Below are 24346 nucleotides of genomic sequence, written 5' to 3'. Positions count from 1 at the left end.
CATCGCGCGGCAGTCTTGTTCATCCCTCGTCATTGTGGACCCTGCGATGCGCTCCCTTCGTTCGCGGCTGTCGGCGCTCTGGCTCATGCTGGCAGTCTCGGGCGCGGCGACGGCGTATCTGCTCATCGTCTCGTTTCAGCAATCGGCCGAGGCCCGTACGGCGCGCGCGCAGGATCTCGTCGTCCGCGGCTGCCGCGACATCGCCGACCGCTATCAGTTCTTCGTCTCCGGCTGGCGCGGCGGGCCGGTCGATGACGGCCTCAAGCAGGATCTGGTGCCGCTGGTGCAGTCCGCACTGGCGGCTGAGCCCGGCGTCGAGGGCGGCATCTGGCAGGCCGGTAGCGGATCCCTGGCCTATGCCTATCCGACTTATGAGGGCACGGGACCGAAGACCGACCTCCCTGCGGCAGAGCTGAGCGTGATCCAGCAGGTCAACGCCGACGCGCAGCAGAGCGGCCGCCCGGCCACGGCGCGCAATGCCGGGCGTTCGCAAACGCTGATCGTCCATGCATGTCCACTGCGCGGGCCGCTGCAGGACGTCACCGCATGGACGATGACGCGCGCGGCAACGGCGGAAGGTCCCGCCTACACACATCTGCTCGCCGGGCTGATCGTGCTGGCGGTGACGCTGCTCGGCTCTGCGCTGTGGCTCGCCTGGATCCTGCTGTCCTGGTCGCGCCGCATCGCCTTAATCGAAACCGCATTGGGCAAGCCGACTGACAATGCCGACCTGCCGCGTCTTCCGCGCACCGGCGCGCGGGAGCTCGATCGCCTGGTCGATGCGGTCAACGACGCCGGCCGCAGGCTCTCGGCCGAGCGAGACCGGGCCACGGCCGCCGAGCGGCTCGCTGCGGTCGGCCGGCTGTCCGCCAATCTCGCGCATGAAATCCGCAACCCGATCGCCGCGATGCGGCTGAAGGCGGAGAACGCACTCGCCTCCCCTGACCCGGCCCGCAAGGCCGGCGCGCTCGAAGCGATCCTGCAGCAGGTCGCGCGGCTCGATGCGCTGCTGCGTGACCTCCTCGCCATGACCCAGGCCAGCCAGCCGAAGGCGCGCGCCGTCGATCTCGACATCTTCCTGCGATCCACCATCGATGCGCATCGCGAGCTCGCCGGGCGCCACGGCCTGACACTGCGCAGCATCGTCCCCGCCTCGGCGAACGCTGCCTGTTTTGATCCGTCGCAGCTGCAGCGCGCGCTCGACAACCTGATCCTGAATGCGATCCAGAACACGCCGGCTGGCGGCGAGATCATCGTGTCGAGCGAGATCGTCGACGGCCGCCTGCTGCTGCGCGTCACCGACGACGGACCGGGCATCGACGCCAGCATCCGGGACCGGCTGTTCGAGCCGTTCGTCAGCACGCGCGCCGAAGGCACAGGCCTGGGCCTTGCCATCGTGCGCGAGATCGCGCGCGCCCATCACGGCGAGGCGAAACTCGCAACCATCGGCAACGGCACCAGCTTCGAGATCTCCCTGCCATGGCAACCATCCTGATCGTCGACGATGACGCGGCGCTCCGCGACGGTTTGGCGGAGACGCTGACCGATCTCGGCCACCACGCGCTGACGGCCACGTCCGGCCGCGAAGCCGTCGGCATGGTGTCGGCCGCCATTGACGCCGTGCTGCTCGACCTGCGGATGCCCGGGATCGACGGCATCGAAACGCTGCGCCGCATCCGCGCCGACGACGATGCGCCTGCCGTCATCGTGCTGACGGCCTATGCGAGCCCGGAGAATACGATCGAGGCGATGCGGCTCGGCGCCTTCGATCATCTGGTCAAGCCGATCGGCCGCGACTCGCTACGCGAGTTGATCGAACGGCTGCCGCCGCGCCGCCCTCGGCAGCACGATGGCGGTGGCGGCGCCGCAGCGAGCGGACTGATCGGCACCAGCGAGGCGATGCGCCGCGTGCAGAAGACGATCGGGCTCGCCGCCGATGCCGACGCGACCGTGCTGATCCGCGGCGAGACCGGCACCGGCAAGGAGCTGGTGGCGCATGCGCTGCATGTCCACAGCCGGCGCAGCGCGAGCCCCTTCATTGCGGTGAACTGCGCGGCGATTCCGCACGACCTGCTCGAGAGCGAGCTGTTCGGCCACGTCAAAGGCTCGTTCACCGGCGCTACATCAGACCGATCCGGCGCATTCCGCGATGCCGGCTCCGGCACGCTGTTCCTCGACGAGATCGGCGACATGCCGCTCGCGATGCAGGCCAAGATTCTTCGCGCGCTGCAGGAGCGCATCATCACGCCGGTCGGCGGCAAGCCGGTGAAGGTGGCGGCCCGCGTCGTCGCCGCGACCCATCGCGATCTCGCCAGGCTCGTCGCCAGCGGCGCCTTTCGCGAGGATCTCTATTATCGCTTGAACGTGATCCCCGTCGAGCTGCCGCCGCTGCGCGAGCGCGCCGAAGACATCCTGCCGCTCGCCGATCATTTTCTGGCGCTCGCCGCGGCAGGGCGAGCGCGGCCGCACCTCAGCGCAGCGGCCCAGGACAAGCTCCTTAGCGCGCCCTGGCCCGGCAACGTGCGCGAGCTACGCAACGTGATCGAGCGCGCCTGCGTGCTGACGCGAGTCGCGCTGATCGATGCCGACAACATCGACATTTCAGCTTCACCGTTGGATCAGGAGACCGAACCGTCGACCGATTTGCCCGCAGCCGTGGCGCGACTCGAAGAGCGCCTGATCCGCCGCGCGCTCGCAGCCTGCGGCGGCAACCGCACCGAAGCCGCGCGACAGCTGAACATCAATCGGCAGCTGCTCTACACCAAGATGCAACGCTACGGGCTCGCCGAGGACGCGCTGTCAGGAAATCTGACGCGGGCCGTCGGGAAAGACGACGCCTAGCCCCTCGCCGCCTCATGCAACTCTTTGATTTCGCGTCATCGGTCGATTGGCACGGCCGTTGCGAATGAGATCGCGTCACCAACCTCGAAAAGGAGTTCCAGGATGACGCGAAAGATCAAGCCGATCACGACCGCGCTCGTGCTCGCCGTGGCGTGCCTTGGCGCAACGGCCGCGACCGCGCAGGCCCCGCAATCGCCGCCGGACGCGACGTGGGATGCGTCGCAGCTTCCAGAGACCCGCGGCATCGTCGAGCAGTACACGCTGACGCCGCGCGGCGACGTCGACGGACTGATCCTCAATGACGGCACCGAGGTGAAGCTGCCGCCGCATCTGACCGCGCAAATCGTGTTTGCGATCAAGCCGGGTGATGGCGTCTCGGTCCGCGGCCTGCGCGCCCGCGCGCTGCCGCTGGTCGACGCGACCTCGGTCACGAACATCGCGACCGGCAAGAGCGTGGTCGACAATGGTCCGCCCGATGGTCCCGGCCGCCGTGGCGCCGATCAGACTGTGAGTGGACGCATCACGACGCTGCTGCACGGCAAGCGCGGCGAGGTCAATGGCGCGGTGCTCGACGATGGCACATCGCTGCGCCTGCCGCCGCCCGAAGCCGAGCGTCTCGCCGACACGCTACGCCCGGGACAGACGATTTCGGTGCGCGGCGACCTGATCGACACCGCGCTCGGCAAGCTGGTCGACGTCCGGGCGATCGGCACCTCGCCTGACAAGATGACCGAGATCGAGGGCCCGCGTCCGCCGCGGGGTCCGAAGGGGGGTCCCGATCGGCTCGCCCCGCCGCCGCCTCCGCCGCGCGGCTGAGCCCCCTCGACCAGACGAACAAACTTCAAGGAGACAATCATGCATTGGATCGACCCAGACAGCCTGCCCGCCGTGACCGGCGTTTTCGAACGCTTCGTGCTCAATCCCCACGGCGAGGTCGACGGCTTCGTCATGCGCCAAGGCGACGAGGATGTTCTCGTTCACACGCCTCCGCACATGGAGACGGAGCTGACGCGGAACATCAAGGCCGGCGACAAGATCGGCGTGCACGCGGTCCGGCCGCGCGGCGCCGCGCTGCTCGCGGCGGTCGCCGTGACCGCAGCGAACGGCCGGCAGATCGTCGATCACGGACCGGACGATTCGCGCGAGCACCCCGAGCACGACCATCACAAGATGGACGCGGAAGGCACGGTGCGGCTGTCGCTGTTCGGACCCAAGGGCGAGCTGCGCGGGGCCCTGCTGACCAACGGCACGGTCGTGCGGATCGGGCCGAAGGAGGCGACCGAGATCGCGGAGCTGCTGACGCCCGGCGCGACGCTGGCGGTCCGCGGTGACGGCATCGAGACGGGCTTCGGCTGCGTCATCCATGCCCGCGAGGCCGGCCCGAGCCTGAAGGCGCTCGCGCCGCTCAAGCATGGCAAGCCGGGGCCCAAGGATGGTCCCAAGCATGGTCCCAAGCATGGGCCGAAGCACAAGCATGGGCCCAAGCACGATCACGCGCACGCGTGATCGCCTGCACTGAACACGAAAAGCGCAGCCGAGGCCATCAGCATGTCACAGGACGAGACCACCAGGCGCCGGGCGGGCCATGCGCTCGACTCCGCCAATTTCTTCCTGGCCGACGTGCGCGACGGCCTCGGCCCCTATCTCGCGATCTATCTGCTCACCGAGCAGAAATGGGACGAGGCCTCGATCGGCGTCGTGATGTCCCTGGCGACGATCGCAGGCATCGTCGCCCAGACCCCGGCCGGCGCGCTGGTCGATGCGACCAGGGCGAAACGACTGATCATGATCGCGGCTGCGATCATCGTCACGGCAGCGTCGCTGGCGCTGCCGCTGATGTCGAGCTTCTGGCCGGTCGCGATCTCGCAGAGCATCGCCAATGCCGCCGGCGTGATCTTCGCGCCGGCGATCGCCGCGGTCTCGCTCGGCATCGTCGGCGCCAAGGCGTTCACCGCGCGGGTCGGCCGCAACGAGACTTTCAACCACGCCGGCAACGCCGTCGGCGCCGTCATCGCCGGCGCAGCAGCGTACGCGCTCGGACCATCGGCGGTGTTCTATCTGATGGCGGTGACGTCGGCCGGCAGCCTGATCAGCGTGCTCGCGATTCCCGAGCGCGCCATCGATCACGATGTCGCCCGCGGCCTGTCGCATCAGAAGAATCACGCTGCGACCGAGCAAGGCGAACAGCCCTCCGGTCTCGGCATTCTCCTCACCTGCCGCCCGCTGCTGATCTTTGCCATCTGCGTCGCGCTGTTCCATCTGGCCAATGCGGCGATGCTGCCGCTGGTCGGCCAGAAGCTGGCGCTGCAGGACAAGAATCTCGGCACCAGCCTGATGTCCGCCTGCATCGCCGCGGCGCAGCTGGTGATGGTGCCGATGGCGCTGCTGGTCGGCGCTCGTGCCGACCGCTGGGGCCACAAGCGCTTCTTCCTGGCCGCCTTGCTGATTCTGCCGCTGCGCGCGGTGCTCTACACGCTGTCGGACGACAAGGCGTGGCTGGTCGGCGTACAGCTGCTCGACGGCGTCGGCGCCGGCCTCTTCGGCGCGATCATGCCGGTCATCGTCGCCGACCTGATGCGCGGCACCGGCCGCTTCAATGTTGCCCAGGGCGCCGTCATCACCGCGCAGAGCATCGGGGCTGCGCTCTCCACCGCGATGGCCGGCCTCGTCGTCGTCCATGGCGGCTACAGCGCGGCGTTCCTCACGCTGGGGGCGACGGCCGCCGTCGCCGTGATCGTGTGCTGGCTGCTGCTGCCCGAGACCGGCGGCGCCGAAGCATCGCACTCCGACGCCGTCCCCTCGCCCGCTATCCCCGCCGAATGATTTCCTCTATCGATCCCTGACCATGTCCCTGCACGATAACTGGCTTGCCCTGGCCATCATCATCACCGCCATCGCCGGCGTCATCATCCGCCCGTTCCGGCTGCCCGAGGCCATCTGGGCGGTGGCCGGCGCCATCCTGCTGGTCGCCTTCGGCCTGCTCCCGCCCGCCGATGCGCTCGCCGGCATCCGCAAGGGCGTCGACGTCTACCTGTTCCTGATCGGCATGATGCTGATCGCAGAGCTCGCTCGCCGCGAAGGGCTGTTCGACTATCTCGCGGCGTACGCCGTCGAGCATGCCCGCGGCTCGCCGCAACTGCTGTTCCTGCTGGTCTATGCCGTCGGCACGCTGGTCACCGTGCTGCTGTCCAATGACGCCACAGCGATCGTGCTGACGCCGGCGGTCTATGCCGCGACCCGCGCGGCCGGCGCCTCGCCGCTGCCCTATCTGTACGTCTGTGCCTTCATCGCCAATGCCGCGAGTTTCGTGCTGCCGATCTCCAACCCCGCCAACCTCGTCGTGTTCGGCGAGCGCATGCCGCACCTGACCGAGTGGCTGCGCCAATTCACGGTGCCCTCGATCGCCGCGATCGCCCTCACCTATGTGGCGCTGTGGCTGACCCAACGTCGCGCCTTGCGTGACGAGCGGCTGCGCACCGATGTCGAGAAGCCGCATCTCAGCCGCGAAGGCCGGCTCGCCGCGTTCGGCATTCTGGCGATCGCAGCCGTGCTGCTGACCGCCTCGGCGCTCGACATCCAGCTCGGCCTGCCAACCTTCGTCTGCGGCGTGGTCACGGCAGCCGCGATCCTGCTGGTCAGCCGGCAATCGCCATGGCCTGTCCTCAAGGGCGTGTCCTGGGGGGTGCTGCCGCTGGTCGGCGGGCTGTTCGTCATGGTGGAGGGTCTCGCCCGCGCCGGTGCGATCGGCCAGCTCGGCGCCTGGCTGCATCAGGGCGTCGTCAGCTCACCGGCCGGCACCGCCTGGGCGGCCGGCCTCGCCACCGCCGTGGCCGACAACGTCGCCAACAACCTGCCGGTCGGCCTCGTCGCAGGCTCGGTGGCGGCGAGCGATCATCTGCCGCAGGAGGTCATCCGGGCGATCCTGATCGCCGTCGATCTCGGGCCCAATATCTCCGTGACCGGCTCGCTCGCCACCATCCTGTGGCTGACGGCGCTGCGGCGCGAGAAGATCCAGGTCTCGGCGTGGCAGTTCCTCAAGATCGGACTCGTGGCAACGCCGCCAGCGCTGTTTGCAGCGCTGGCGGCGGCCATCCTTTCCTAGGGCCTCGCCACACAGATTTCGAGCGTTCGATCTTGGTCTTGGCAAGCCATTCGAAGACCACCGCGACGATCTCTGAGTGAAGACTGTTGCACGGATTGCCAATTGTCGCAGAAATCAGATGCAGAATTCTCGTTCAGATCGGGAATTTCTGCGACAGACGCTCATGCCCCCTTGGGTTTGATATGAAGATGGCGATGCCGGTCAGCGCCAGCGTGACGCCGCTGATGATCGTGCGGACGGTGTTCCAAAACTGCCATGGCCCCGAATAGTTTTCCCAGATTCGTCTCGCCTCGGTCGCATCCTGCGGAATGGCGACGGCGGCGAGCGCTTCGTTCATCGGGACGTTCACGGTCATTGTGAGTATCATGCCGCCTGATAGGTAAAGCAGGCCAGCGATCGCGAAGATCAGGCTTGCGGCCCTCCGCTGGCAGAACCAGGCGAGCATTGCGGTCGCTATGAGGATGAATGGCGTCCCGAAGAACGCGGGCGCGAATACTGCGTTTCGTACTGATGCGTTCATGGCTTGCATTGCGCCGATCGCAAGCGCTGGATCGACCGCGTCCAGTCCCCACATCGTCGAACAGACCCACGCATAGAAGAAGCCGAAGATTGCACCGCTCGACAGCAGCGACAGGATTGAAAACATGTAAAGGACGGGCGTGCTCACGAAGATCTCCTGTGGGCGGATGGCAATGAACGCCCGCAGGCGGCGGGCGCGTGGAGTTGCAGGAACAGGGCCATGGCCTCGCTCGCCCGTCGCTCGATTTCCGAAGGCGGCGGTTCGTCCATGGCGCCGATGATCCGGCGAACCTGAAGATCGCCGATCAGCAGGCGAAAATAGATGTCGGTGGCAGCGGCCGGGTCGTCGCATACGATAAGTCCGGACCGGCTCGCGGCTTGCAACAGGTCACGGACGAGAGGCGCAATAGTATCGCGCCCGAATTGCGCAATTGCCGGGCCGAGCGTCTTCGTATCGCTGATGTCACCAGCCGCCGCGCGGTTGAGAACGATCGCCTTGTCGCCCGTCACCAGAGACAGGAGGATTGGTCCGAGCGCTGCCAGCGTATCGAGCGGGTCGCTCCCCGTTCGAAGCGCACTCTCCAGCAGCTCTTTCGCCGCTTTGGCGTTGGATTCGATCAACGACCGGAACAGGGCCTGCTTGTTGCCGTACCAGTTGTAGAGCGTTTCATTGGATACCGATGCGCGCTGGGCGATGGCGAGCAGGGACGCGGCCTTGTAGCCGGATTCCTTGAGCATCGCATATGCGGCTTCTTCGATGCGTTCGCGTCGAGCGATCTGCTTGGGTGTAGCCACTGTCCCTAACCTCTTTGAAAAATCGTACAGAAGTATTCGATTTTGTCAACACGGTAGGATCGATGGAAGGAGCTGCAGAGCGGCGCCTGGCTCAAGTCTCGAGTTTCGCGCGCCGCGATAGCCGGCGCTGCTCTCCCAGAGGAATTCGTGTTGCAAAACTCGCCGGGCCGGGAACGATCTCAAACCATGCGCAGAATGTGGTGCGCGAAAGGTCGACGCGGAGTATGGCCACGCGCATGGACAGATGCTCGCAGAGACCACCGCATGGGAGAAGCGCGGTAACCTCCAGCGCTCCGGGATCGACCGCGTGCCAACAGACGGAAAAGGCGCGTGCCAAATTGGGCCGCGCCTATCCCAACAAGAGCTGTCAAACTGGCTACCGACTAAGCGGGAAAACCTCTCTGCCGAGGTACCAGTCTGGCGCCGCGATCACGCCGCGGCCTCGTAATTGACCTCGCTCTCGGCGACCTTGGTCAGAAGCTCGTCGGTCTTCTTCTCCTCGCTCAGCGTCTGGTCGAGCAGCTTGACTGCCTGCTTCAGCTCGAGCTTGTTGGCCCACGACTTCAAGGTGCCATAGCGCGAGATCTCGTAGTGCTCGACCGCCTGCGCTGCAGCAAGCAGGCCGGCATCGAGCGCCGACGTGCCCTTGTACTCGGTCATGATCTCCTTGCCCTCGTCGAGAATGCCCTCGATGGCATCGCAGCGCTTGCCTCGAGCGGGCTTGCCGAGCAGCTCGAAGATCTGCTCGAGGCGCTCGATCTGGCCTTCGGTCTCCTCCTGGTGCTTCTCGAACGCCGCGGACAGCTTCTCCGACTGCGCCGCCTTGGCCATTTTCGGCAAGTTTTTCAGGATCTGCTTTTCGGCGTAGTAGATGTCCTTGAGTGTATCGAGGAAGAGTTCGTTGAGGTCTTTGTCTGCAGGCATGGTGTGCTCCCTGAGTGTTGTGAGCCGACAACCAAAAAGCCACACCCTGGTTCCTGCCACTGGCGGCCGTCCAGATAAAATCCAGGGGCGGTGTCCGCCTGCCTCCGTGCCCCCTTGTAACAAAACCGTCACCCGGCAAAACTAAAGCTCTTCCCTGCGGCGACACGCCGCGATTCCGCCGATTGCTTCCAGGAGTTTTCAATGCGCCGCCCGCTCGTGCTGCTGTGCGCCGGACTGACCTTGCTGTCGTCCAGTGCCGCGTTTGCGCAGAACGCGTCCCCCCGTAACCTGATCCTGTTCATTCCCGACGGCCTGCGCGCCTTGAAGGTCACGCCGGAGACCGCTCCGGCCATGGCCGCGGTGCGCGACAAGGGCGTCAATTTCAAGAATTCGCACTCGCTGTTCCCGACCTTCACCATGGCCAACGGCTCGGCGATGGCCACCGGGCATTATCTCGGCGATACCGGCACATTCTCGAACACGATCTTCACCGGCTACACCTCGGCCCCTGCCGGCGACACCGTGGTGCCCTTCATCGAGAACGACGCCGTGCTCGGCGACATCGACGAGCATTTCAATGGCGACTACCTCAACGAGGACACGATTCTGAAGCTCGCCCGCAAGGCCGGCTATTCGACGGCGGCGATCGGCAAGCTCGGCCCGACCTATCTGTTCGACCACACCGCCTGCCCCTGCAAGCCGGGCGCAACCTCCTCGATCGTGATCGACGATTCCACCGGCGGCAAGAACGGCGTGGCGCTCACCGCCGAGGTCAGGGACGCCATCGGCAAGGCCGGCCTGCCCCTGGCGACGCCGCCGCGCGGCGACAACGGCAAGGCGGGTGACGCCAAGACGCCGGGCACGACCTCGGCCAACGTCGCGCAGCAGGCCTATATGGTCGACGTCGCCACCAAGGTGGTGCTGCCGATGTTCAAGGCGCGCAACAAGCCGTTCGTCCTGGTGTTCTGGTCGCGCGATCCCGACGGCAGCCAGCACAATCACGGCGACAGCCTCAACACCATCACCCCGGGCATCAACGGCCCGACCTCGATGGCCGGCATCAAGAACGCCGACGACAATCTGGCCGCGCTGCGCAAGGCGCTGGATGATCTCGGCCTCGCCGCCTCGACCAACATCATGGTGCAGGCCGACCACGGCTTCTCGACCATCTCCAAGGAGAGCAAGACCTCGCCCTCCGCCAAGGTCAGCTACGACGACACGCCGAAGGACTTCCTGCCGATGGGCTTCCTGGCGCTCGACCTCGCGAGGGCGCTCGACCTGCCGCTGTTCGATCCCAACGACAAGAACGCGGCCGTGCCCGCCGGCAAGCACCCGAAGGCCGGCAACGGCGTGCTCGGCAAGGATCCGACCAAGCCTGATCTCATCGTCGCAACCAATGGCGGCTCCGACCTGATCTACCTGCCGAACAACGACAAGAAGCTGGCCCGCCGCACCGTCAAGGCGCTGCTGGAGCAGGACTACGTCTCCGGCATCTTCGTCGACGACAAGCTCGGCGAGATCCCCGGCACCCTGCCGCTGTCGGTCGTCAATCTCGACGGCAAGGCCGTGACGCCGCACCCGGCGATCGTGGTCAACTTCCGCTCCTATGTCGCGCCGGGCTGCGACGCACCAAGCAACTGCTCGGTCGAGGTGGCCGATACCGTGCTGCGCCAGGGCCAGGGCATGCACGGCTCGTTCAGCCGCGGCGACACCTACAACTTCATGGCCGCCATCGGTCCCGACTTCAAGGCTGGCTTCGTCGATCCCCTGCCCGTCAGCAATGCCGATGTCGGAATCACCGCGGCAAAACTCCTCGACCTCAAGGTCGCGCCGAAGGGCAGACTGATCGGCCGCGTGATGACCGAAGCAATGCCGAACGGCGCGACGCCGAGGGCCACGTCCGACGTCATCAAGTCGGACCCAGCCTCAGGAGGCCTGCGCACCGTGCTGAAGCTGCAGCGCGTCGGCGCCCAGCGCTATTTCGACGTCGCCGGTTTCCCCGGCCGCACGGTCGGGCTGGATGACGAGGCGCCGAAGCAGAAGGCGGCGGCGAGGTAGTCCGCCGACCGCAATTTCGATCACGAGATTGCCCCGTGGAAGCACGGGGCATGTCTCGTCGAACCACTGCCGTCGCTGTCTCACTCGGGGCCTGCAATGGTCCTTGCACTGCCGAAGGCCAGCCGCTCGGCAAGGACAGCAGCCTGCGTCCGTGAGCCGACCCCCAGCTTTCGCAAAATGGTCGAGACGTGGCCCTTCACCGTCTGCTCGGCGATGCCAAGCTCGCCAGCAATCTGCTTATTGAGCTTGCCGTCGACGATCATCGCGAGAATGCGGAGCTGCTGCGCCGAGAGCGAGGCTGCGCGCGCCGCCAATTCCACGTCCTCGCCCTGAACCGAGCCGCGCCCGCCGATATTCGGCGGCATCCAGATCTCGCCGACGAGGATGCGCGTGATCGCCTCCGCCATCACCGGCAGGCTCAGCGATTTGGGGATGTAGCCCGACGCGCCGTAGGCGATGGCGCGGCGGATCGTGGCCGCGTCCTGACGCGCCGAAATGATCGCAACCGGAATGGTCGGAAATTGCGCAAGCAGGATGAACAGCGCCGCGAAACCCTGCACGCCGGGCATGCCGAGGTCGAGCAGGATCAGATCGATGTCGTCGACGCGGGCCGGCACGGCCGCAAGAATTTCGTCGAGCGACTGGCAGGGAATGATCTCGAGCTCAGGCAGCACCGAGGACAGCGCGCTCTGCAGCGCTGCCTGGACGATCGGATGGTCGTCGCCGATGACGATGCGTGTGGTCATGCCGCGTGAGGGTCCTGTTGGGTCACGCGCCGGCGCACCGCCTCGCGACCGAGGAAGCGGCGCAGCGCAGCCGGCTTGACCGGCTTTAGCAGAATGTCGCAGCCGCGGGCCTTCGCCGCATCACGAACCGCCTCGCTGCGGTCGCCCGTGATCAGCAACGCTGGCACGTCGCCCGCGGCGCCGCGGCTGAGATCGTCGAGCACCTCGAGACCATTGCAGCGGCCATCGAGGTGATAGTCGAGCAGCACCACGTCCGGCCGCCGTTCGGCGGCAGCCGCCATCGCCGCCGCGGGATCGGCCGCGGTCACGACGTGATGTCCCCAGCCGCCGAGCAACGCCGTGAGCCCCTCCAGGATCGCGGCATCATTGTCGAGGCAGAGGATGGTCAAAGGCTGCTCGTCCGACAACGGAGCGACGGAGGCGCGCGCGGTGCGCAGTGAGATGCCAGGACCAGAGACCAGCGGAAGCGTGACGGCAAAGCACGAACCGTGGCCAAGGCGTGAGCGCACATCGATCGTGTGTCCGAGCAAACGCGAAATCCGGTCGACGATCGCAAGCCCGAGGCCGAGGCCCTTGTCGGTGCCCGGCGACAGCCGCTGGAACTCCTCGAAGATCCGGCTGCGGTCTGTCTCCGCGATGCCGACGCCGGTGTCCCAGACCTCGATGCGGAGTTGGCCGCCGCTGCGCCGGCAGCCCAGCAGGATGCGTCCCCTGGGCGTGTAGCGCAGCGCATTCGACAGCAGGTTCTGCAAGATGCGCCGCAACAGGTTGGGATCGCTGCGGACCACGCCGGCGCAATCGACCACCCGCAGAGCCAGTCCGCGCTCGCGGGCCATCGCTGCGAATTCCACGCTGAGCTGCGCCAGCAGATCCGCGATCGGAAAGTCGACCAGCTCCGCGCGCACCGCGCCGGAATCATAGGAGGAGATGTCGAGCAAAGTGTCGAGCATGTGCTCGGTCGAACGCAACGCCGTGATCGCGCTGCCGGTCAACGTCCGCTGCTTGTCGTCGGCGGGGTGAACCCGCAGGCTTTCATCGAGCGCCGACAGGAACAGCCGCGCTGCGTTCAATGGCTGCAGCAGATCGTGGCTCGCCGCAGCGAGAAAGCGCGTCTTGCCGACATTGGCCCGCTCGGCGTCGGCCTTGGCGCGTTCGAGCGCCTCGGTGCGCTCGCGCACGCGCCGTTCGAGATCCTCGTTGGCACTGCGCAGCGCCTCTGCCGCGCGATGGCGCTCGGTGACGTCGGTATAGGTCGAGACGTAGCCGCCCTCGGCGATGCGGTCATAGACGATGTCCAGCACCGTGCCGTCCGGCCGGGTGCGTTCGTAGACATAGGGCCATTGCTGTGTCGCGACGTCGCGATTGACCAGCAGGGCGGCGAACTCCGACGCCGCATATTCGCCGCGGTCGACATTGAAGGCGATGAGATCGGCGAGCGGCAGCCCGACGCGCACGAGGTCACGCGGCAGATCGAGCAGCTCGATGAAGCGGCCGTTCCAGGCCGAGATGTTGAAATCGGCGTCGAAGGCGCAGATGCCCTGCGGCACGCTCTCGAGCGTGCTCTGCAGCAGGTGGCGGTTGAAGCGCAGCGCTTCGGACGCCTCGTCGAGCATCGCCATGGCCGCGCGTCGCGACAGCGAATGTCCCTCCAGCGAGGCCGCGATCACCACGCGCGCCGACGCCGCGCCGATCGCGCCGGCGAGCAGGTTTTCCGTGAACCGGATCGAATCGAGGTCGACCAGACCGGACGGATCGAGCGGCGGCGCGCGTCCGGCGCGCCGCTCCGCCAGATACGCGTCGAAGGCAGCGCCGCCGCGCTCGGCGCCGACGAAACGGACTGCGAGCGAACGCAGATCATCCAGCCGGATCACCACACGGGACGACAGCGTCGAGACTGCCTCGCGCGTCGTGCCGAATGTGAAGACGGCCGCCTGGTTGCGCTCGACGGTCGATTGCCGGCCCAGCAGCGACAACAGCACGAAGCAGGCGATATTGGCGCCGAGGCTCCATAGCGTTGCATGCGAGATCGGGTCGAGACCTTCGAGACCGAACAGCGCGCTGGGCCTCAGCCATGGCAGCAGCCCGTCACGTGCGACCGGCGCAAGCGCCGGCCACAGCAGGCCGGCCGACGGCAGCAGCAAAGTGTAGGCCCAGATCACGAAGCCGGCCGCGATCCCGATCGAGGCGCCCGCCTTGTTGGCGCGCGGCCAGAACAGTCCGCCGATGAAGGCCGGACCGAATTGCGCCACCGCGACGAACGACAGCAGCCCGATCACCGTCAGCGGATAGCCCTGGTTGATCAGCCGGTGCATCAGATAGGCCAGCAGCAGGATGCCGACGATGGAGAGCCGGCGCACCGCCATCAGGGTCCGCGAGACCGACCAGTCGACGGCGTGGCGGCCGAGGAAGCGCCAGCGCAGCAGCAGCGGCATGATGACGTCGTTGCAGAGCATCGTGCTCAGCGCGACCGCGGTCATGATTACCATGCCGGTCGCGGCCGACAGGCCGCCGAGGAACGCGATCATGCTGACGGCTTCCGCGCCGGAGGCGATCGGCAGCGAGATCACATAGGTGTCGGAATCCATCATGCCGCCGAACCGCGTCAGCCCGGCGGCGGCAATCGGCAGGATCAGCAGGCTGAACGCGGCGAGATACAACGGATAGAGCCAGGCCGCGGTGCGGGTATGCGACGGTTGCTCGTTCTCGACGATCGCGACATGGAAGGCCTGCGGCAGGCAGAGGAACGCGATCGCGGAGATGATGATGGTCGCCGGCCACACCGGCTGGCTGATGTCGAACGCCAGCAACCGCTCGAGCTGCGGATCGGTCCGCAACTGCGTCCACAGCTCGCCGGGCCCACCGGCGATGCCGAACAGCACGAACAGCGCCACGATCAGGAACGCGACCAGCTTGACCACGCTCTCGAAGGCGATCGCCAGCATCAGGCCGCGATGATGCTCGCTGGCATGGACATGCCGCACACCGAACACGATCGCGAACAGCGCCATCGAGGCCGCGACCGCGAAGGCCGAGTCCTGCCAGAAGTGCATCGCGGCGATGCTCGCCCGCTCCGGCTGCAGGATCAGGTAGTCGAAGCTCTTGCCGACGGCCTTCAGCTGCAGCGCGATGTAGGGCAGCACGCCGAGCAGCGAGGCCAAGGTCACCAGCGCTGCCAGAGACTGGCTCTTGCCGTAGCGCGCGGCGATGAAGTCGGAGATCGAGGTGACGTTCTGCGCCTTGGCGATCGCGATCACCCGGGCGAGCAGCGGCTGGCCGAACAGCAGCACCAGGGTCGGGCCGACGTAGATCGTGACGAAATCCAGCCCGCTGGTCGCAGCGCGGCCGACGGAGCCGTAGAAGCTCCACGACGTGTTGTAGACGGCAAGCGTCAGGCAATAGCTGACCGCGGCGATCCGCGAGCTCGCTGGCGCCAACGGACCGTCGGCGCTGCGCCGGTCGCCCCACCAGGCGATCAGGAACAGCGCGGTCACATAGGTCGCCGAGACTGCGAGAACGAACCAGCCCTGCAAGGACGCCTCACTGATGAAAAGGCCCACGACGCGTTGGGCGCCGTGGGCCGTCTATCCTAGAGCATCATCGAAACCAAGGGGCGTCCAGCGACGGCCGGATGCGGGATCCGGCCGCCGATCGTCGCCATTGGCTCAGGCCGCCTCATGGGCCGGGCGCGGCTGCACGAGGGCTTTGAGCCCCAGATTGACCATGACCGCGACCACGATATTGAGGGCCAGCGCCAGCAGGCCGGTATAGATCGCGACCTTGCCCGCGCCGAAGTCGATGCTGTGCAGCGGCTTCAGCCCGTCCGACCACGCCAGCCACGAGCCGGCGGTGAGGCCGACCGCCCAGCCGACCAGCAACGACGTGCTGGAGAACCAGCTCAGATACAGCCCGAACACCAGCGCCGGCAGCGTCTGCAGGATCCACAGGCCCCCGAGCAGCTGCAGGTCGAGCGCGAACTGCGTCGGCATGAACAGGATCGCCAGCAGCGCGCCGACCTTCACCAGCATCGAGGTGATCTTGGCGACCTGGGCTTCGCCCGCCGGCGTGACCGCCGGGTTGATCCAGACCTTCCAGAAGTTGCGAGTGAACAGATTGGCCGCACCGATGCTCATCACGGCGGCCGGCACCAGCGCGCCGATCGCGATCGCGGCAAAGGCAAAGCCGGCGAACCAGCCCGGGAACAAGGTCTTGAACAGCGCCGGCACCACGTCATTGTTGCTGGCGAGCTTCAGCCCCGCCGCGTGGCCCATGTAGCCGAGCAAGGCGAGCAGCCCGAGCAGCAGCGTATAGGCGGGCAGCAGCATCGCGTTCTTGCGGATGGTGTTGCCGCCGGCCGAAGCGAAGATGCCGGTCAGCGTGTGCGGATACATGAAGGCCGCGAGCGCCGAGCCGAACGCAAGCGAGGCATAGGGCAGCACCTGCGCCGGCGACAGCAGCGTGCCGCCGGAGCCCTTGGCCTTGAATGCGGCATCCGCCGCGGTGAAGATCTCGCCATAGCCGCCGAGCTTGGCCGGCACGATCGCGATCGCAGCGATCACCACGATGTAGATCATGATGTCCTTGACGAAGGCGATCAGCGCCGGCGCACGCAGGCCCGACGAATAGGTGTAGAGCGCGAGCACCAGGAAGGCGGCGATCAACGGCAGCTCGCCATGCAGGCCGAGCGCCTTGATGGCGACCTCCATGCCGATCAGCTGCAGCGCGATATAGGGCATCGTCGCCACCACGCCGGTGGCCGCGACCGCAAGCTCGAGGCTGCGCGAATTGTAGCGCCCGCGTACGACGTCGCCGGCGGTGACATAGCCCCTCTCCTTCGCGACCTTCCAGAGCACCGGCATCACCGCGAACACGAACGGATAGACGATGATCGTATAGGGAAGCGCGAAGAAGCCGTAGGCGCCGACTGCATAGACCAGCGCCGGCACGGCGATCACGGTATAGGCCGTGTAGAAGTCGCCGCCGACGAGGAACCAGGTGATCCAGGTCCCGAACTTGCGGCCGCCGAGGCCCCATTCGTCGAGATGGGCGAGCGTCTCCGGCTTGCGCCAGCGCGCGGCGACGAAGCCCATGGCGGTGACGAGCACGAAGAAGGCAATGAATACGGCGAAGGCCGGGCCGTCGACATCAGTCAGCATCGCGCGCGCTCCTGTAGACGATGTAAGTGAGCAGCGAGGTCAGCGGCACCCAGGCGAGCTGATACCAATAGAAGAATGGAAAGCCGGACAGCATCGGCTCCCGGATGTTGTAGAACGGCACAATCATCAACCCGATGAAAGGCAGCAGCAGTAGCAGACGTATCAAGCTCTCCTCCCCTGTGTGAGAACGGTGCACGATTCAATGCGCACCACTTGTGCCCGCTATAGCTCCAATCGACGCTCTCCCCGCCCCCTACATTCGCTCCGCGCTCCCCCCATACTTTCGTATCGCCGGTCGTGCAGCCGTGCCGCACGGCCGGTCACGTTGAGCCGGCAGGCACATCGTCCATGCGGATGATCTGGCGGACGGTAATGCGTCCCACTCTGGGATCAGTCGGGCGAGCCGACAGCCTCGGCCTCTCGCAGGTCCCGCAGCTTCAGCGCGGCGAACGACAGCCCGATCGTCAACGCGGCCGCCAGCGCGCCGGCTGCCGCGAACAGGAAGTATTCCGGGATCATGAGCATCCCGGTCGCATACTCGTAGTGCTTGAGGCGCACTCCCGCGACGATCATGTCCCATTCGCGGTGCAACGCGGCGACGAAGCTGCCGAGATAGCCGCCGAGCGCCCCGGTCCAGACAAAGGCGATCGTGTTGATCCGGGAGAACCAGGCCAGACAGATCACGCCGGACATCAGCACGACCACGATTGCAATGGGCGGTTCGAACTCGAAGCCCGACGTCCACTCGAGGGCGAGGTATGTGGCGAGCGCAGCGGCTGCGAAGGACGCCGGCACGAGCACCACGGGCGACAGAGGGCGCAAACGATCGATGAGGCTGTGATCACGGGCCGTCCCGATGCCCCAATGCGCCAGCACGAGCCTCACCTGCGCCGCGCACAGCCCACCCACAATCTCGAGCGCGAGATCGCGATTGAATTCGAAATCCCTGGCGACCGCGAACCAGGCGCCCTTGAGGCCCCACAGCAGCCAGAGCTGAAACGCCACTGGCGCGAACGCGCTCAACAGCACGCGCGGAAGGTAGCGCCTGTTCCAGATATAGGGCAGCGCACAGACGACGCCCCAGAGGATCGCGGCGAGAGCTCCGGTCAGGGTTGCCATGCAAGCTCGCGATGTCGGATGCGGCGACGTCTCATGGTCAGACCGTCCACGGCCTCGCCTGCCCGATCAAGTCTTCATCGTGCGACATCGAGCGTCACCCGAACCTCGATCGTCTTGCCGTTGCGGAGCACGCGCAGCACGGCGCGGTCGCCCGGCGACTTGCTCTCCAGCGCGCGCGTCATGTCGTCGGGAGAGTCCACCGCCTGCCCGTCGATCGCGAGCAGCACGTCGCCGAGCGCGAAGCCGCCGTCGCGCGTGAGCCGCGCCGGGATCAGCCCGGCCTTCTCGGCCGCCGAATCCTGCTCGACGTCGAGCACGAATACGCCGGAGACGCCGAGCCGCGACGCCAGCGCCTCGTTGGCCTTCGCGTCCGTCCTAATTCCCAGGCTCGGGCTGACATATCGGCCGCTCGCGATCAGCCGCGGCACGATGCGGTTGACCTTGTCGACTGGCACGGCGAAGCCGATGCCGGCTGACGCGCCCGAGGGGCTGTAGATCGCGGTGTTGACGCCGATCAGCCGGCCGGCACTGTCGAGCAGCGGGCCGCCGGAATTGCCGGGATTGATCGCGGCGTCGGTCTGGATCAGGCCGTTCAAGGTCCGGTCCTGCGTGACCTGGAGATTGCGGTTGAGCGCGGAGACGATGCCGGTGGTGAGCGTGCTGCTCAGGCCGAACGGGTTGCCGATCGCGAACACCTTCTGCCCGACCTTGAGATCGGCGCTGGTGCCGATCGGCAGCGGCTTCGGCCGGTCGACACCGACGCCGATCACCAGCACCGCGAGATCATTCTCCGGACTGGCGCCAACCAGCGCCGCGCGGAACGAGCGGCCATCGGTGAGGCTGACCAGCGCCTCGGTGGCGCCTTCGATGACGTGATAGTTGGTGACGACGTGGCCGAGTTCGTCCCAGACGAAGCCCGAGCCGGTGCCGGACCGCTCCTGCTGCGAATTGCCGGTCCACGGATTCACCGATTGTTGAACCGTCGTGATGAAGACCACGGAGCCGCTGCGGGCCTCGAACAGCGCAATCGTGCTCTTCTCGTCGGCGGCCAGATCGCCGCGCGGCGTGATGTCGCGCGGCTTGGCGCGCATCCCGAGCAGTTCAGCCTGGATCAGCGGAAAGGTCTGCCAGGCCATCATGAGCACCAGCGCCGTCGCCGCCACCGCCAGCAGGCGCGCGGGAAAGCTCCATCGGCTCATCTCGTGAACTCCGTGCTGGGTCCCATCACGACCGATCTATTGACCGGCCGCCACGCATCATCAAGAGGCTGAGCATCGGGCCGCAACATGTTGAACGGCAAGCCATGATGGCCCGAGATAAGAAAAGAGCGCGATGGGACCATCGCGCTCTTCGAATTCACACGACCGGATGGGCGCGGCGCACTTACATCCCGATGTCGATCATCGAGGGCAGTTGCGACAGCGGCAGCACAGTGACGCCGACCAGGGTCGCGACCATCGCGCGCAGGGTGCGGTTGCCCTGGCGCTTGCCGCGCATGCGCTTGGCGACCCATTCCAGCGCATCGGTGCGGACGCCGCGCGCATTGATCGGCGCCCAGCTCTCGATTGCCGTGTCCGGCGACAGCGCGACGTTGCGCGGCGGCACCGGCAGGCCGGAGGCGGCTGCAGTGTGATGCGCGATCGCCTTGGCGAGCAGATCCTCGAAGCGGCCATCGTCCTTGCGCTCGGTCGCGGCGGCGTCGATCTCGAACAGCGTCTCGGCCTCGGCGCGGCTGACCGGCGCGTCGTTGATCGCGGCAGCCGTCAGGATGCGTGCGCACCAGGCGGCGTCTTCAGCGTCGAGCATGCGGGAGAAATGCACGCGCCCTGCGGTGGTCGGCCCCTCTCCAGTGATCACGCCGTCGCGCACGATCGCGAGCGCGGATGCGGCGGTGTCACACGAGGACGGTTCCAGACCATCGATGGTTTTTGGTGCAGAGGTAGCCATGTTCTCTTCTCAGTTGCTGTGTTGACCCACCTTGTCGGCGCGCGTCTGAACGAGTGGTTAACGGTTCGAAACGCTGCAGTGGGTTTTTGTATCGGTTGCCCATTTGCCGCAGTGACCCGGATCACGGTTCAAAGCGGCTCGTCGCGGGGGCGGCGTGTTGCGACCGAGACATGGCGAAATCTGGGCGGCCGGTAGTCTCACGGATGTTTCGCCGCAGGGCGGTAACTCAAAAGAAGTTGTTGCGCGCGCGAGCTGCAGGAGAACGATGTTCTCTTTTTTCTGGAACGGTTCCCATGTCAGACGGTATTTCCTATAGTGGATAGAACAATTTAGTCGCCCTCTTTCAGATCACGTGAGGACTCCCATGGCACTTCAAATCGGCTCCACCGCCCCCGACTTCGAAGCTGAGACCACCGAAGGCAGGATCAAATTCCACGACTGGATCGGTGACAGCTGGGCGCTCTTGTTCTCGCACCCGAAGGATTTCACCCCGGTCTGCACCACCGAGCTCGGCGCGCTGGCGCGGCTCAAGCCGGAGTTCGACAAGCGTGGCGTCAAGCTGATGGGCCTGTCGGTCGATCCGGTCGACAGGCATGCGCAATGGTCGGAGGACATCCGCGAGACGCAGGGTGCCGCGCCGAACTACCCGATGATTGGCGACACCGACTACAACGTCTCCAAGCTCTACGACATGCTGCCCGCCGCCGTATCAGGCGATCCGGCCAAGCGCACCGCCGCCGACAACCTGACCGTCCGCAACGTCTTCATCATCGGCCCGGACAAGAAGATCAAGCTGATCCTGGTCTACCCGATGACCACGGGCCGCAACTTCCAGGAAATTCTCCGCGTCATCGACTCGCTGCAGCTCACCGCCAAGCACCGCGTCGCCACGCCTGCGGACTGGACGCAGGGCCAGGACGTCATCATCGCCGGCTCCGTGTCCGACGACGAGGCCAAGACGATCTACCCGAACGGCTGGAAGGCTCCGAAGCCGTATCTGCGCGTGGTGCCGCAGCCGAAGTGAGAGCCTGAGCTGACGCGTTCATTCGCCCTTCTCGGATGGGAAGGGCGAATGCCGCGGCAGGTCCATGCGCCAAATCTCCGATCGCGCGCAGCAGCGTGTCGCGATACAGCTCGGCTTGACGCGGGCCGAAATTCTCCACCGTCCATTTCAGGATGTTCGCGAAGTCGAGCTCTGCGACGGCACTGAGACGAATCCGCCACGTCTCTCCCATCATCAGGTGCTCCCGCGCGAGCCCGGCATCCGCAGCTGTTACTTTTCGCGACTGATCAGCTTGTCCGAAAGGCCATTGAGATAGGCTTGAAGCTCGTCGATGGACGCAAACTCCTTGAACTCACCGCGATCCAGCGCAGCAAAGCCGGCCTGGGCCGCCTCGCGCAGGGAATTTAGCGTCACAGCGTCGTCAGCCTCGCGCTGCTCGATCAAACGCAGCCCATCGCGCAGCACCTCACTCGCGTTCTGGTACCGGCCAGACTCCACCAGATCCTGGATGACCTTGTCCTGATCGTCGGTCAGGACGACGTTTCGTACCGGCATCGGAAGGTCCCGCTGTCTGCGTGATGAGCCTGATTATGCCAGAGACTTCCGCTTTTGTCGCGAGACTTACCAGCGAGGACCAGATCAGCCCCGCGGCGTGACCCAGTCAGCGATCAACAGCCCCAAGGTCGCCGACACCGCGGTCATGAACACGCCCCAGCTCATGTCCACGGCGACCACCGCCCAGGTCCAATGCTTGAGCATCGCGAGCGATGTCAGCTCGAAGGTCGCGTAGCAGAACAGGCCGAACAGCGCGCCGTAGAGCAAGGTCGAGCGCCAGGTGGCGTCGGCCGTGCCGTTGACGAAGATCAGCACGCCCGCGATATAGATCAGATAGAACAGCACCGCCGGAACGGGGCGGATCTCGCCGAGCATCTCGCCGACCTGCGACTGGAAAAAGCCCTTCGCCACCATGCTCAGGAACGGGATGTCGAAGGCGAGCAGCACCGCAAGCGTGGCGAAATACAGGACGGCGTAGCGGCTCATGCGCGGCTTCTCCTTGGTGGTGCGCGGGTTGCGCCCGAATTGACGCGGAGCGGTCAACCGCGACGCTTGGTCTTGGGCTTCTTGCCACCTGGCGGCTTCGCCCGCGCGTGTCTGTCCGGAAACGTCCGTGCGCCGTGGCTGGACTTGTCGCCGTGCTTGTTTTTCTTCACGAAGGCCGGCTCAGGTCGGCCTTGCGACGAGCCGTCGCGCTTCGGCTTGCTGCGCGGCTTGGCATCCTCTCGCTCGCGAGGCTCGTCGCGCTGCAGCGGATGGTAGGCGCTCTCCGCCGCCTCGCGCCGCGGCGGCCGCTTGTCTGGACGCGGCTTTTCGGATGACCCCTGCCCTGACGGCGCGCCCGCCAGCGGCTCGATGCGGATCGTGTCCTCCTTGTCGGGACGGCGGATGTTCGCAACGAAGCGATCGGCGACGCGCGCGGCGATCTCGAACTCGGTCGTCGTATCCGAGATCTTGATGGCGCCGATGTCCTGCTTGTCGATGCTGCCGCGCCGGCAGATCATCGGCAGCAGCCAGCGCGCTTCCGCATTCTTCTTGCGCCCGATCGACGCCCGGAACCAGACGCTGGGCTCGCCCATGCCGTGACGCGATGGCTTGCCGCCCTTGGTCCGCGGCGCCGGCGCGCGATCATCGCCACGTGCGACGGTGTCGCGAGCACCGCGCGCGACCGGATCGCGACTGCGCTCGTTGCGCGACCGGCCACGATCCTCGACGGCATCGAGGATGTCTTCCGGCGACGGCAGCCGGGCGCGATAGAGCCGCGCCAGCGCGGCGGCGATGTCCTCGGCCGAGCGCTGCGCGAGCAGGAGCTGCGCAAGCGCCAGATCGTCCGCCGTCGTCTCCTCGGTGAAGATCGAATCCTGCAGCATGCGCTGCTGGTCGAGCTTGCGGATCTCGTCCGCCTGCGGCGCCGTGCCCCAGACGGCCTCGACGCCGGCGAGGCTCAGCAGCATCTCGGCGCGGCGCCGCCGCGCCGGCGGCACCAGCAGCACGCTGACGCCCTTGCGCCCGGCCCGTCCAGTGCGGCCTGAGCGATGCTGCATGACCTCGGGATCGTTCGGCAGTTCGGCATGGATGACGAGATCGAGGTTGGCGAGATCGATGCCGCGCGCCGCGACGTCGGTCGCCACGCAGACGCGCGAGCGGCCGTCGCGCAGCGACTGCAGCGCCATCGTGCGCTCGTTCTGCGTCAACTCGCCCGACAGCGCGACCACCGAAAAGCCGCGCTCCAGCAGCGCCGCCTGCAGATGCCTCACGGCCTCGCGGGTGTTGCAGAACACGATGGCGCTCGGCGATTCGTAGAAGCGCAGCAGATTGACCACGGCATGCTCGGCATCGCCGGGCGCGATGCGGATGGCGCGGTACTCGATATCGGCGTGCCCGCCCTCATCGCCCTCGACCTCGATCCGGAACGCGTCGTTCTGATACTCCTTGGCCAGGGCCACGATGCCGCGCGGGAACGTCGCCGAGAACAGCAGCGTCCGCCGTGTCTCGGGCGTGGTCTCGAGGATGAACTCCAGATCCTCGCGAAAGCCGAGATTGAGCATCTCGTCGGCCTCGTCGAGCACCAGGACCTTCAATTCCGAAATGTCGAGCCGCCCGCGCCTGAGATGGTCGCAGAGGCGTCCGGGCGTGCCGACGACGATGTGGGCGCCGGCCTCCAGCTCGCGCTGCTCGCGGCGCGGATCCATGCCGCCGACGCAGGAGACCACGCGCGCACCGGCATGCTGATACAGCCACGCCAGCTCGCGCTGCACCTGCAGCGCCAGCTCGCGGGTCGGCGCCACGATCAGCGCCAGCGGGGCCGCGGCCGTCCCGAACCGTTCGGCCTCGCCGAGCAGATTGGCGGCCATCGCCAGCCCATAGGCCACGGTTTTGCCGGAGCCGGTCTGCGCCGAGACCAGGAGGTCGCGATCGACCGCCTCGTCATCGAGCACCGCGAGCTGCACGGGCGTGGGATTGTCAAAGTTGCGCTCGGCCAGCGCGCGGGCGAGCGGCGGAGAAGTGACGGGAAAGGACAATTGGGGGGAAACCTCGTTTCGGTCGGGCTGCTTTACGCCATGCCGCGCCGGAACACGAGGGC

21 protein-coding genes are annotated in these 24346 nt (G+C 66.6%); 8 read left to right on the top strand and 13 right to left on the bottom strand.

From position 1 onward, the window contains the following. Nucleotides 1-46: 46 nt before the first annotated feature. The 6 genes from ACQR07_RS16530 (at nucleotide 47) to ACQR07_RS16505 (ending at nucleotide 6943) form a co-directional block, all read left to right on the top strand. Nucleotides 47-1495 (top strand): sensor histidine kinase, encoded by a 1449-nt coding sequence (locus ACQR07_RS16530; protein ID WP_434903393.1) that lies wholly within the window; start codon nucleotides 47-49, stop codon nucleotides 1493-1495. Continuing rightward, the gene (locus ACQR07_RS16525; protein ID WP_434903285.1) at nucleotides 1480-2841 is read left to right on the top strand and encodes a sigma-54-dependent transcriptional regulator; all 1362 of its coding nucleotides are present in this window, start codon (nucleotides 1480-1482) and stop codon (nucleotides 2839-2841) included. The genes ACQR07_RS16530 and ACQR07_RS16525 overlap by 16 nt, the downstream gene beginning before the upstream one ends. A 114-nt stretch (nucleotides 2842-2955) precedes the next feature. Then, nucleotides 2956-3657 carry an OB-fold nucleic acid binding domain-containing protein gene (locus ACQR07_RS16520; protein WP_434903392.1) on the top strand — a complete coding sequence of 234 codons (702 nt, stop codon included), beginning with the start codon at nucleotides 2956-2958 and terminating at the stop codon, nucleotides 3655-3657. Nucleotides 3658-3696: 39 nt separating this feature from the next. Continuing rightward, nucleotides 3697-4347: a hypothetical protein gene (locus ACQR07_RS16515; protein WP_434903284.1), complete on the top strand. Its 651-nt coding sequence runs from the start codon at nucleotides 3697-3699 to the stop codon at nucleotides 4345-4347. 42 nt (nucleotides 4348-4389) lie between these two features. After that, nucleotides 4390-5664 carry an MFS transporter gene (locus tag ACQR07_RS16510; RefSeq protein ID WP_434903283.1) on the top strand — a complete coding sequence of 425 codons (1275 nt, stop codon included), beginning with the start codon at nucleotides 4390-4392 and terminating at the stop codon, nucleotides 5662-5664. 22 nt (nucleotides 5665-5686) lie between these two features. Further along, nucleotides 5687-6943, top strand: coding sequence for an arsenic transporter (locus ACQR07_RS16505; protein WP_434903282.1), 1257 nt, complete (start codon nucleotides 5687-5689; stop codon nucleotides 6941-6943). Between the two features lie 133 nt (nucleotides 6944-7076). Here the strand turns inward: ACQR07_RS16505 and ACQR07_RS16500 are convergent, their stop codons facing one another. The 3 genes from ACQR07_RS16500 to ACQR07_RS16490 all read right to left on the bottom strand — a co-directional run bounded on the left by ACQR07_RS16500 (nucleotide 7077) and on the right by ACQR07_RS16490 (nucleotide 9181). Beyond that, nucleotides 7077-7610: a DUF1772 domain-containing protein gene (locus tag ACQR07_RS16500; protein ID WP_434903281.1), complete on the bottom strand. Its 534-nt coding sequence runs from the start codon at nucleotides 7608-7610 to the stop codon at nucleotides 7077-7079. Next, nucleotides 7607-8257, bottom strand: a complete 651-nt coding sequence (locus ACQR07_RS16495; protein WP_434903280.1) for a TetR/AcrR family transcriptional regulator — start codon at nucleotides 8255-8257, stop codon at nucleotides 7607-7609. Before ACQR07_RS16495 ends, ACQR07_RS16500 begins: the two co-directional genes overlap by 4 nt. Before the next feature lie 429 nt (nucleotides 8258-8686). Then, nucleotides 8687-9181 (bottom strand): ferritin-like domain-containing protein, encoded by a 495-nt coding sequence (locus ACQR07_RS16490; protein ID WP_434903279.1) that lies wholly within the window; start codon nucleotides 9179-9181, stop codon nucleotides 8687-8689. A gap of 201 nt (nucleotides 9182-9382) precedes the next feature. On the opposite strand from ACQR07_RS16490, the gene ACQR07_RS16485 reads away from it, so the two are divergent. Further along, the gene (locus ACQR07_RS16485) at nucleotides 9383-11239 is read left to right on the top strand and encodes an alkaline phosphatase family protein (protein ID WP_434903278.1); all 1857 of its coding nucleotides are present in this window, start codon (nucleotides 9383-9385) and stop codon (nucleotides 11237-11239) included. Nucleotides 11240-11319: 80 nt separating this feature from the next. Here the strand turns inward: ACQR07_RS16485 and ACQR07_RS16480 are convergent, their stop codons facing one another. The 7 genes from ACQR07_RS16480 to ACQR07_RS16450 form a co-directional block, all read right to left on the bottom strand. Continuing rightward, nucleotides 11320-11985: a LuxR C-terminal-related transcriptional regulator gene (locus tag ACQR07_RS16480; RefSeq protein WP_434903277.1), complete on the bottom strand. Its 666-nt coding sequence runs from the start codon at nucleotides 11983-11985 to the stop codon at nucleotides 11320-11322. After that, nucleotides 11982-15515, bottom strand: a complete 3534-nt coding sequence (locus tag ACQR07_RS16475; protein ID WP_434903276.1) for a NahK/ErcS family hybrid sensor histidine kinase/response regulator — start codon at nucleotides 15513-15515, stop codon at nucleotides 11982-11984. Before ACQR07_RS16475 ends, ACQR07_RS16480 begins: the two co-directional genes overlap by 4 nt. A gap of 132 nt (nucleotides 15516-15647) precedes the next feature. After that, a complete protein-coding gene (gene mctP, locus ACQR07_RS16470; RefSeq protein WP_434903275.1) occupies nucleotides 15648-17138 on the bottom strand; it encodes a monocarboxylate uptake permease MctP in 1491 nt (496 codons plus the stop codon). After that, the gene (locus ACQR07_RS16465; protein ID WP_434903274.1) at nucleotides 17128-17304 is read right to left on the bottom strand and encodes a DUF3311 domain-containing protein; all 177 of its coding nucleotides are present in this window, start codon (nucleotides 17302-17304) and stop codon (nucleotides 17128-17130) included. Before ACQR07_RS16465 ends, mctP begins: the two co-directional genes overlap by 11 nt. 224 nt (nucleotides 17305-17528) lie before the next feature. Beyond that, the gene (locus tag ACQR07_RS16460) at nucleotides 17529-18257 is read right to left on the bottom strand and encodes a hypothetical protein (RefSeq protein WP_434903273.1); all 729 of its coding nucleotides are present in this window, start codon (nucleotides 18255-18257) and stop codon (nucleotides 17529-17531) included. Between the two features lie 74 nt (nucleotides 18258-18331). After that, nucleotides 18332-19456 carry a S1C family serine protease gene (locus ACQR07_RS16455; RefSeq protein ID WP_434903272.1) on the bottom strand — a complete coding sequence of 375 codons (1125 nt, stop codon included), beginning with the start codon at nucleotides 19454-19456 and terminating at the stop codon, nucleotides 18332-18334. Between the two features lie 184 nt (nucleotides 19457-19640). Then, entirely contained in the window at nucleotides 19641-20204 is a 564-nt protein-coding gene (locus ACQR07_RS16450; RefSeq protein WP_434903271.1) for a hypothetical protein, read from the bottom strand. A gap of 364 nt (nucleotides 20205-20568) precedes the next feature. Here ACQR07_RS16450 and ACQR07_RS16445 point away from each other — a divergent pair, with 364 nt between their 5' ends. Beyond that, nucleotides 20569-21228, top strand: a complete 660-nt coding sequence (locus tag ACQR07_RS16445) for a peroxiredoxin (protein WP_434903270.1) — start codon at nucleotides 20569-20571, stop codon at nucleotides 21226-21228. Between the two features lie 249 nt (nucleotides 21229-21477). Here the strand turns inward: ACQR07_RS16445 and ACQR07_RS16440 are convergent, their stop codons facing one another. From ACQR07_RS16440 to ACQR07_RS16430, 3 genes are all read right to left on the bottom strand, one after another. Beyond that, a complete protein-coding gene (locus tag ACQR07_RS16440) occupies nucleotides 21478-21762 on the bottom strand; it encodes a type II toxin-antitoxin system ParD family antitoxin (protein WP_434903269.1) in 285 nt (94 codons plus the stop codon). Between the two features lie 84 nt (nucleotides 21763-21846). Then, nucleotides 21847-22248 carry a DUF2177 family protein gene (locus ACQR07_RS16435; RefSeq protein WP_434903268.1) on the bottom strand — a complete coding sequence of 134 codons (402 nt, stop codon included), beginning with the start codon at nucleotides 22246-22248 and terminating at the stop codon, nucleotides 21847-21849. 53 nt (nucleotides 22249-22301) lie between these two features. Continuing rightward, entirely contained in the window at nucleotides 22302-24284 is a 1983-nt protein-coding gene (locus ACQR07_RS16430) for a DEAD/DEAH box helicase (protein WP_434903267.1), read from the bottom strand. Nucleotides 24285-24346 lie beyond the last annotated feature (62 nt).

The sequence above is a fragment of the Bradyrhizobium sp. HKCCYLS20291 genome, from assembly GCF_051167715.1.
GTDB lineage: Bacteria > Pseudomonadota > Alphaproteobacteria > Rhizobiales > Xanthobacteraceae > Bradyrhizobium.
The sequence above is the reverse complement of the archived record's forward strand: the minus strand, read 5'-3'. Positions and strand labels throughout refer to the sequence as shown.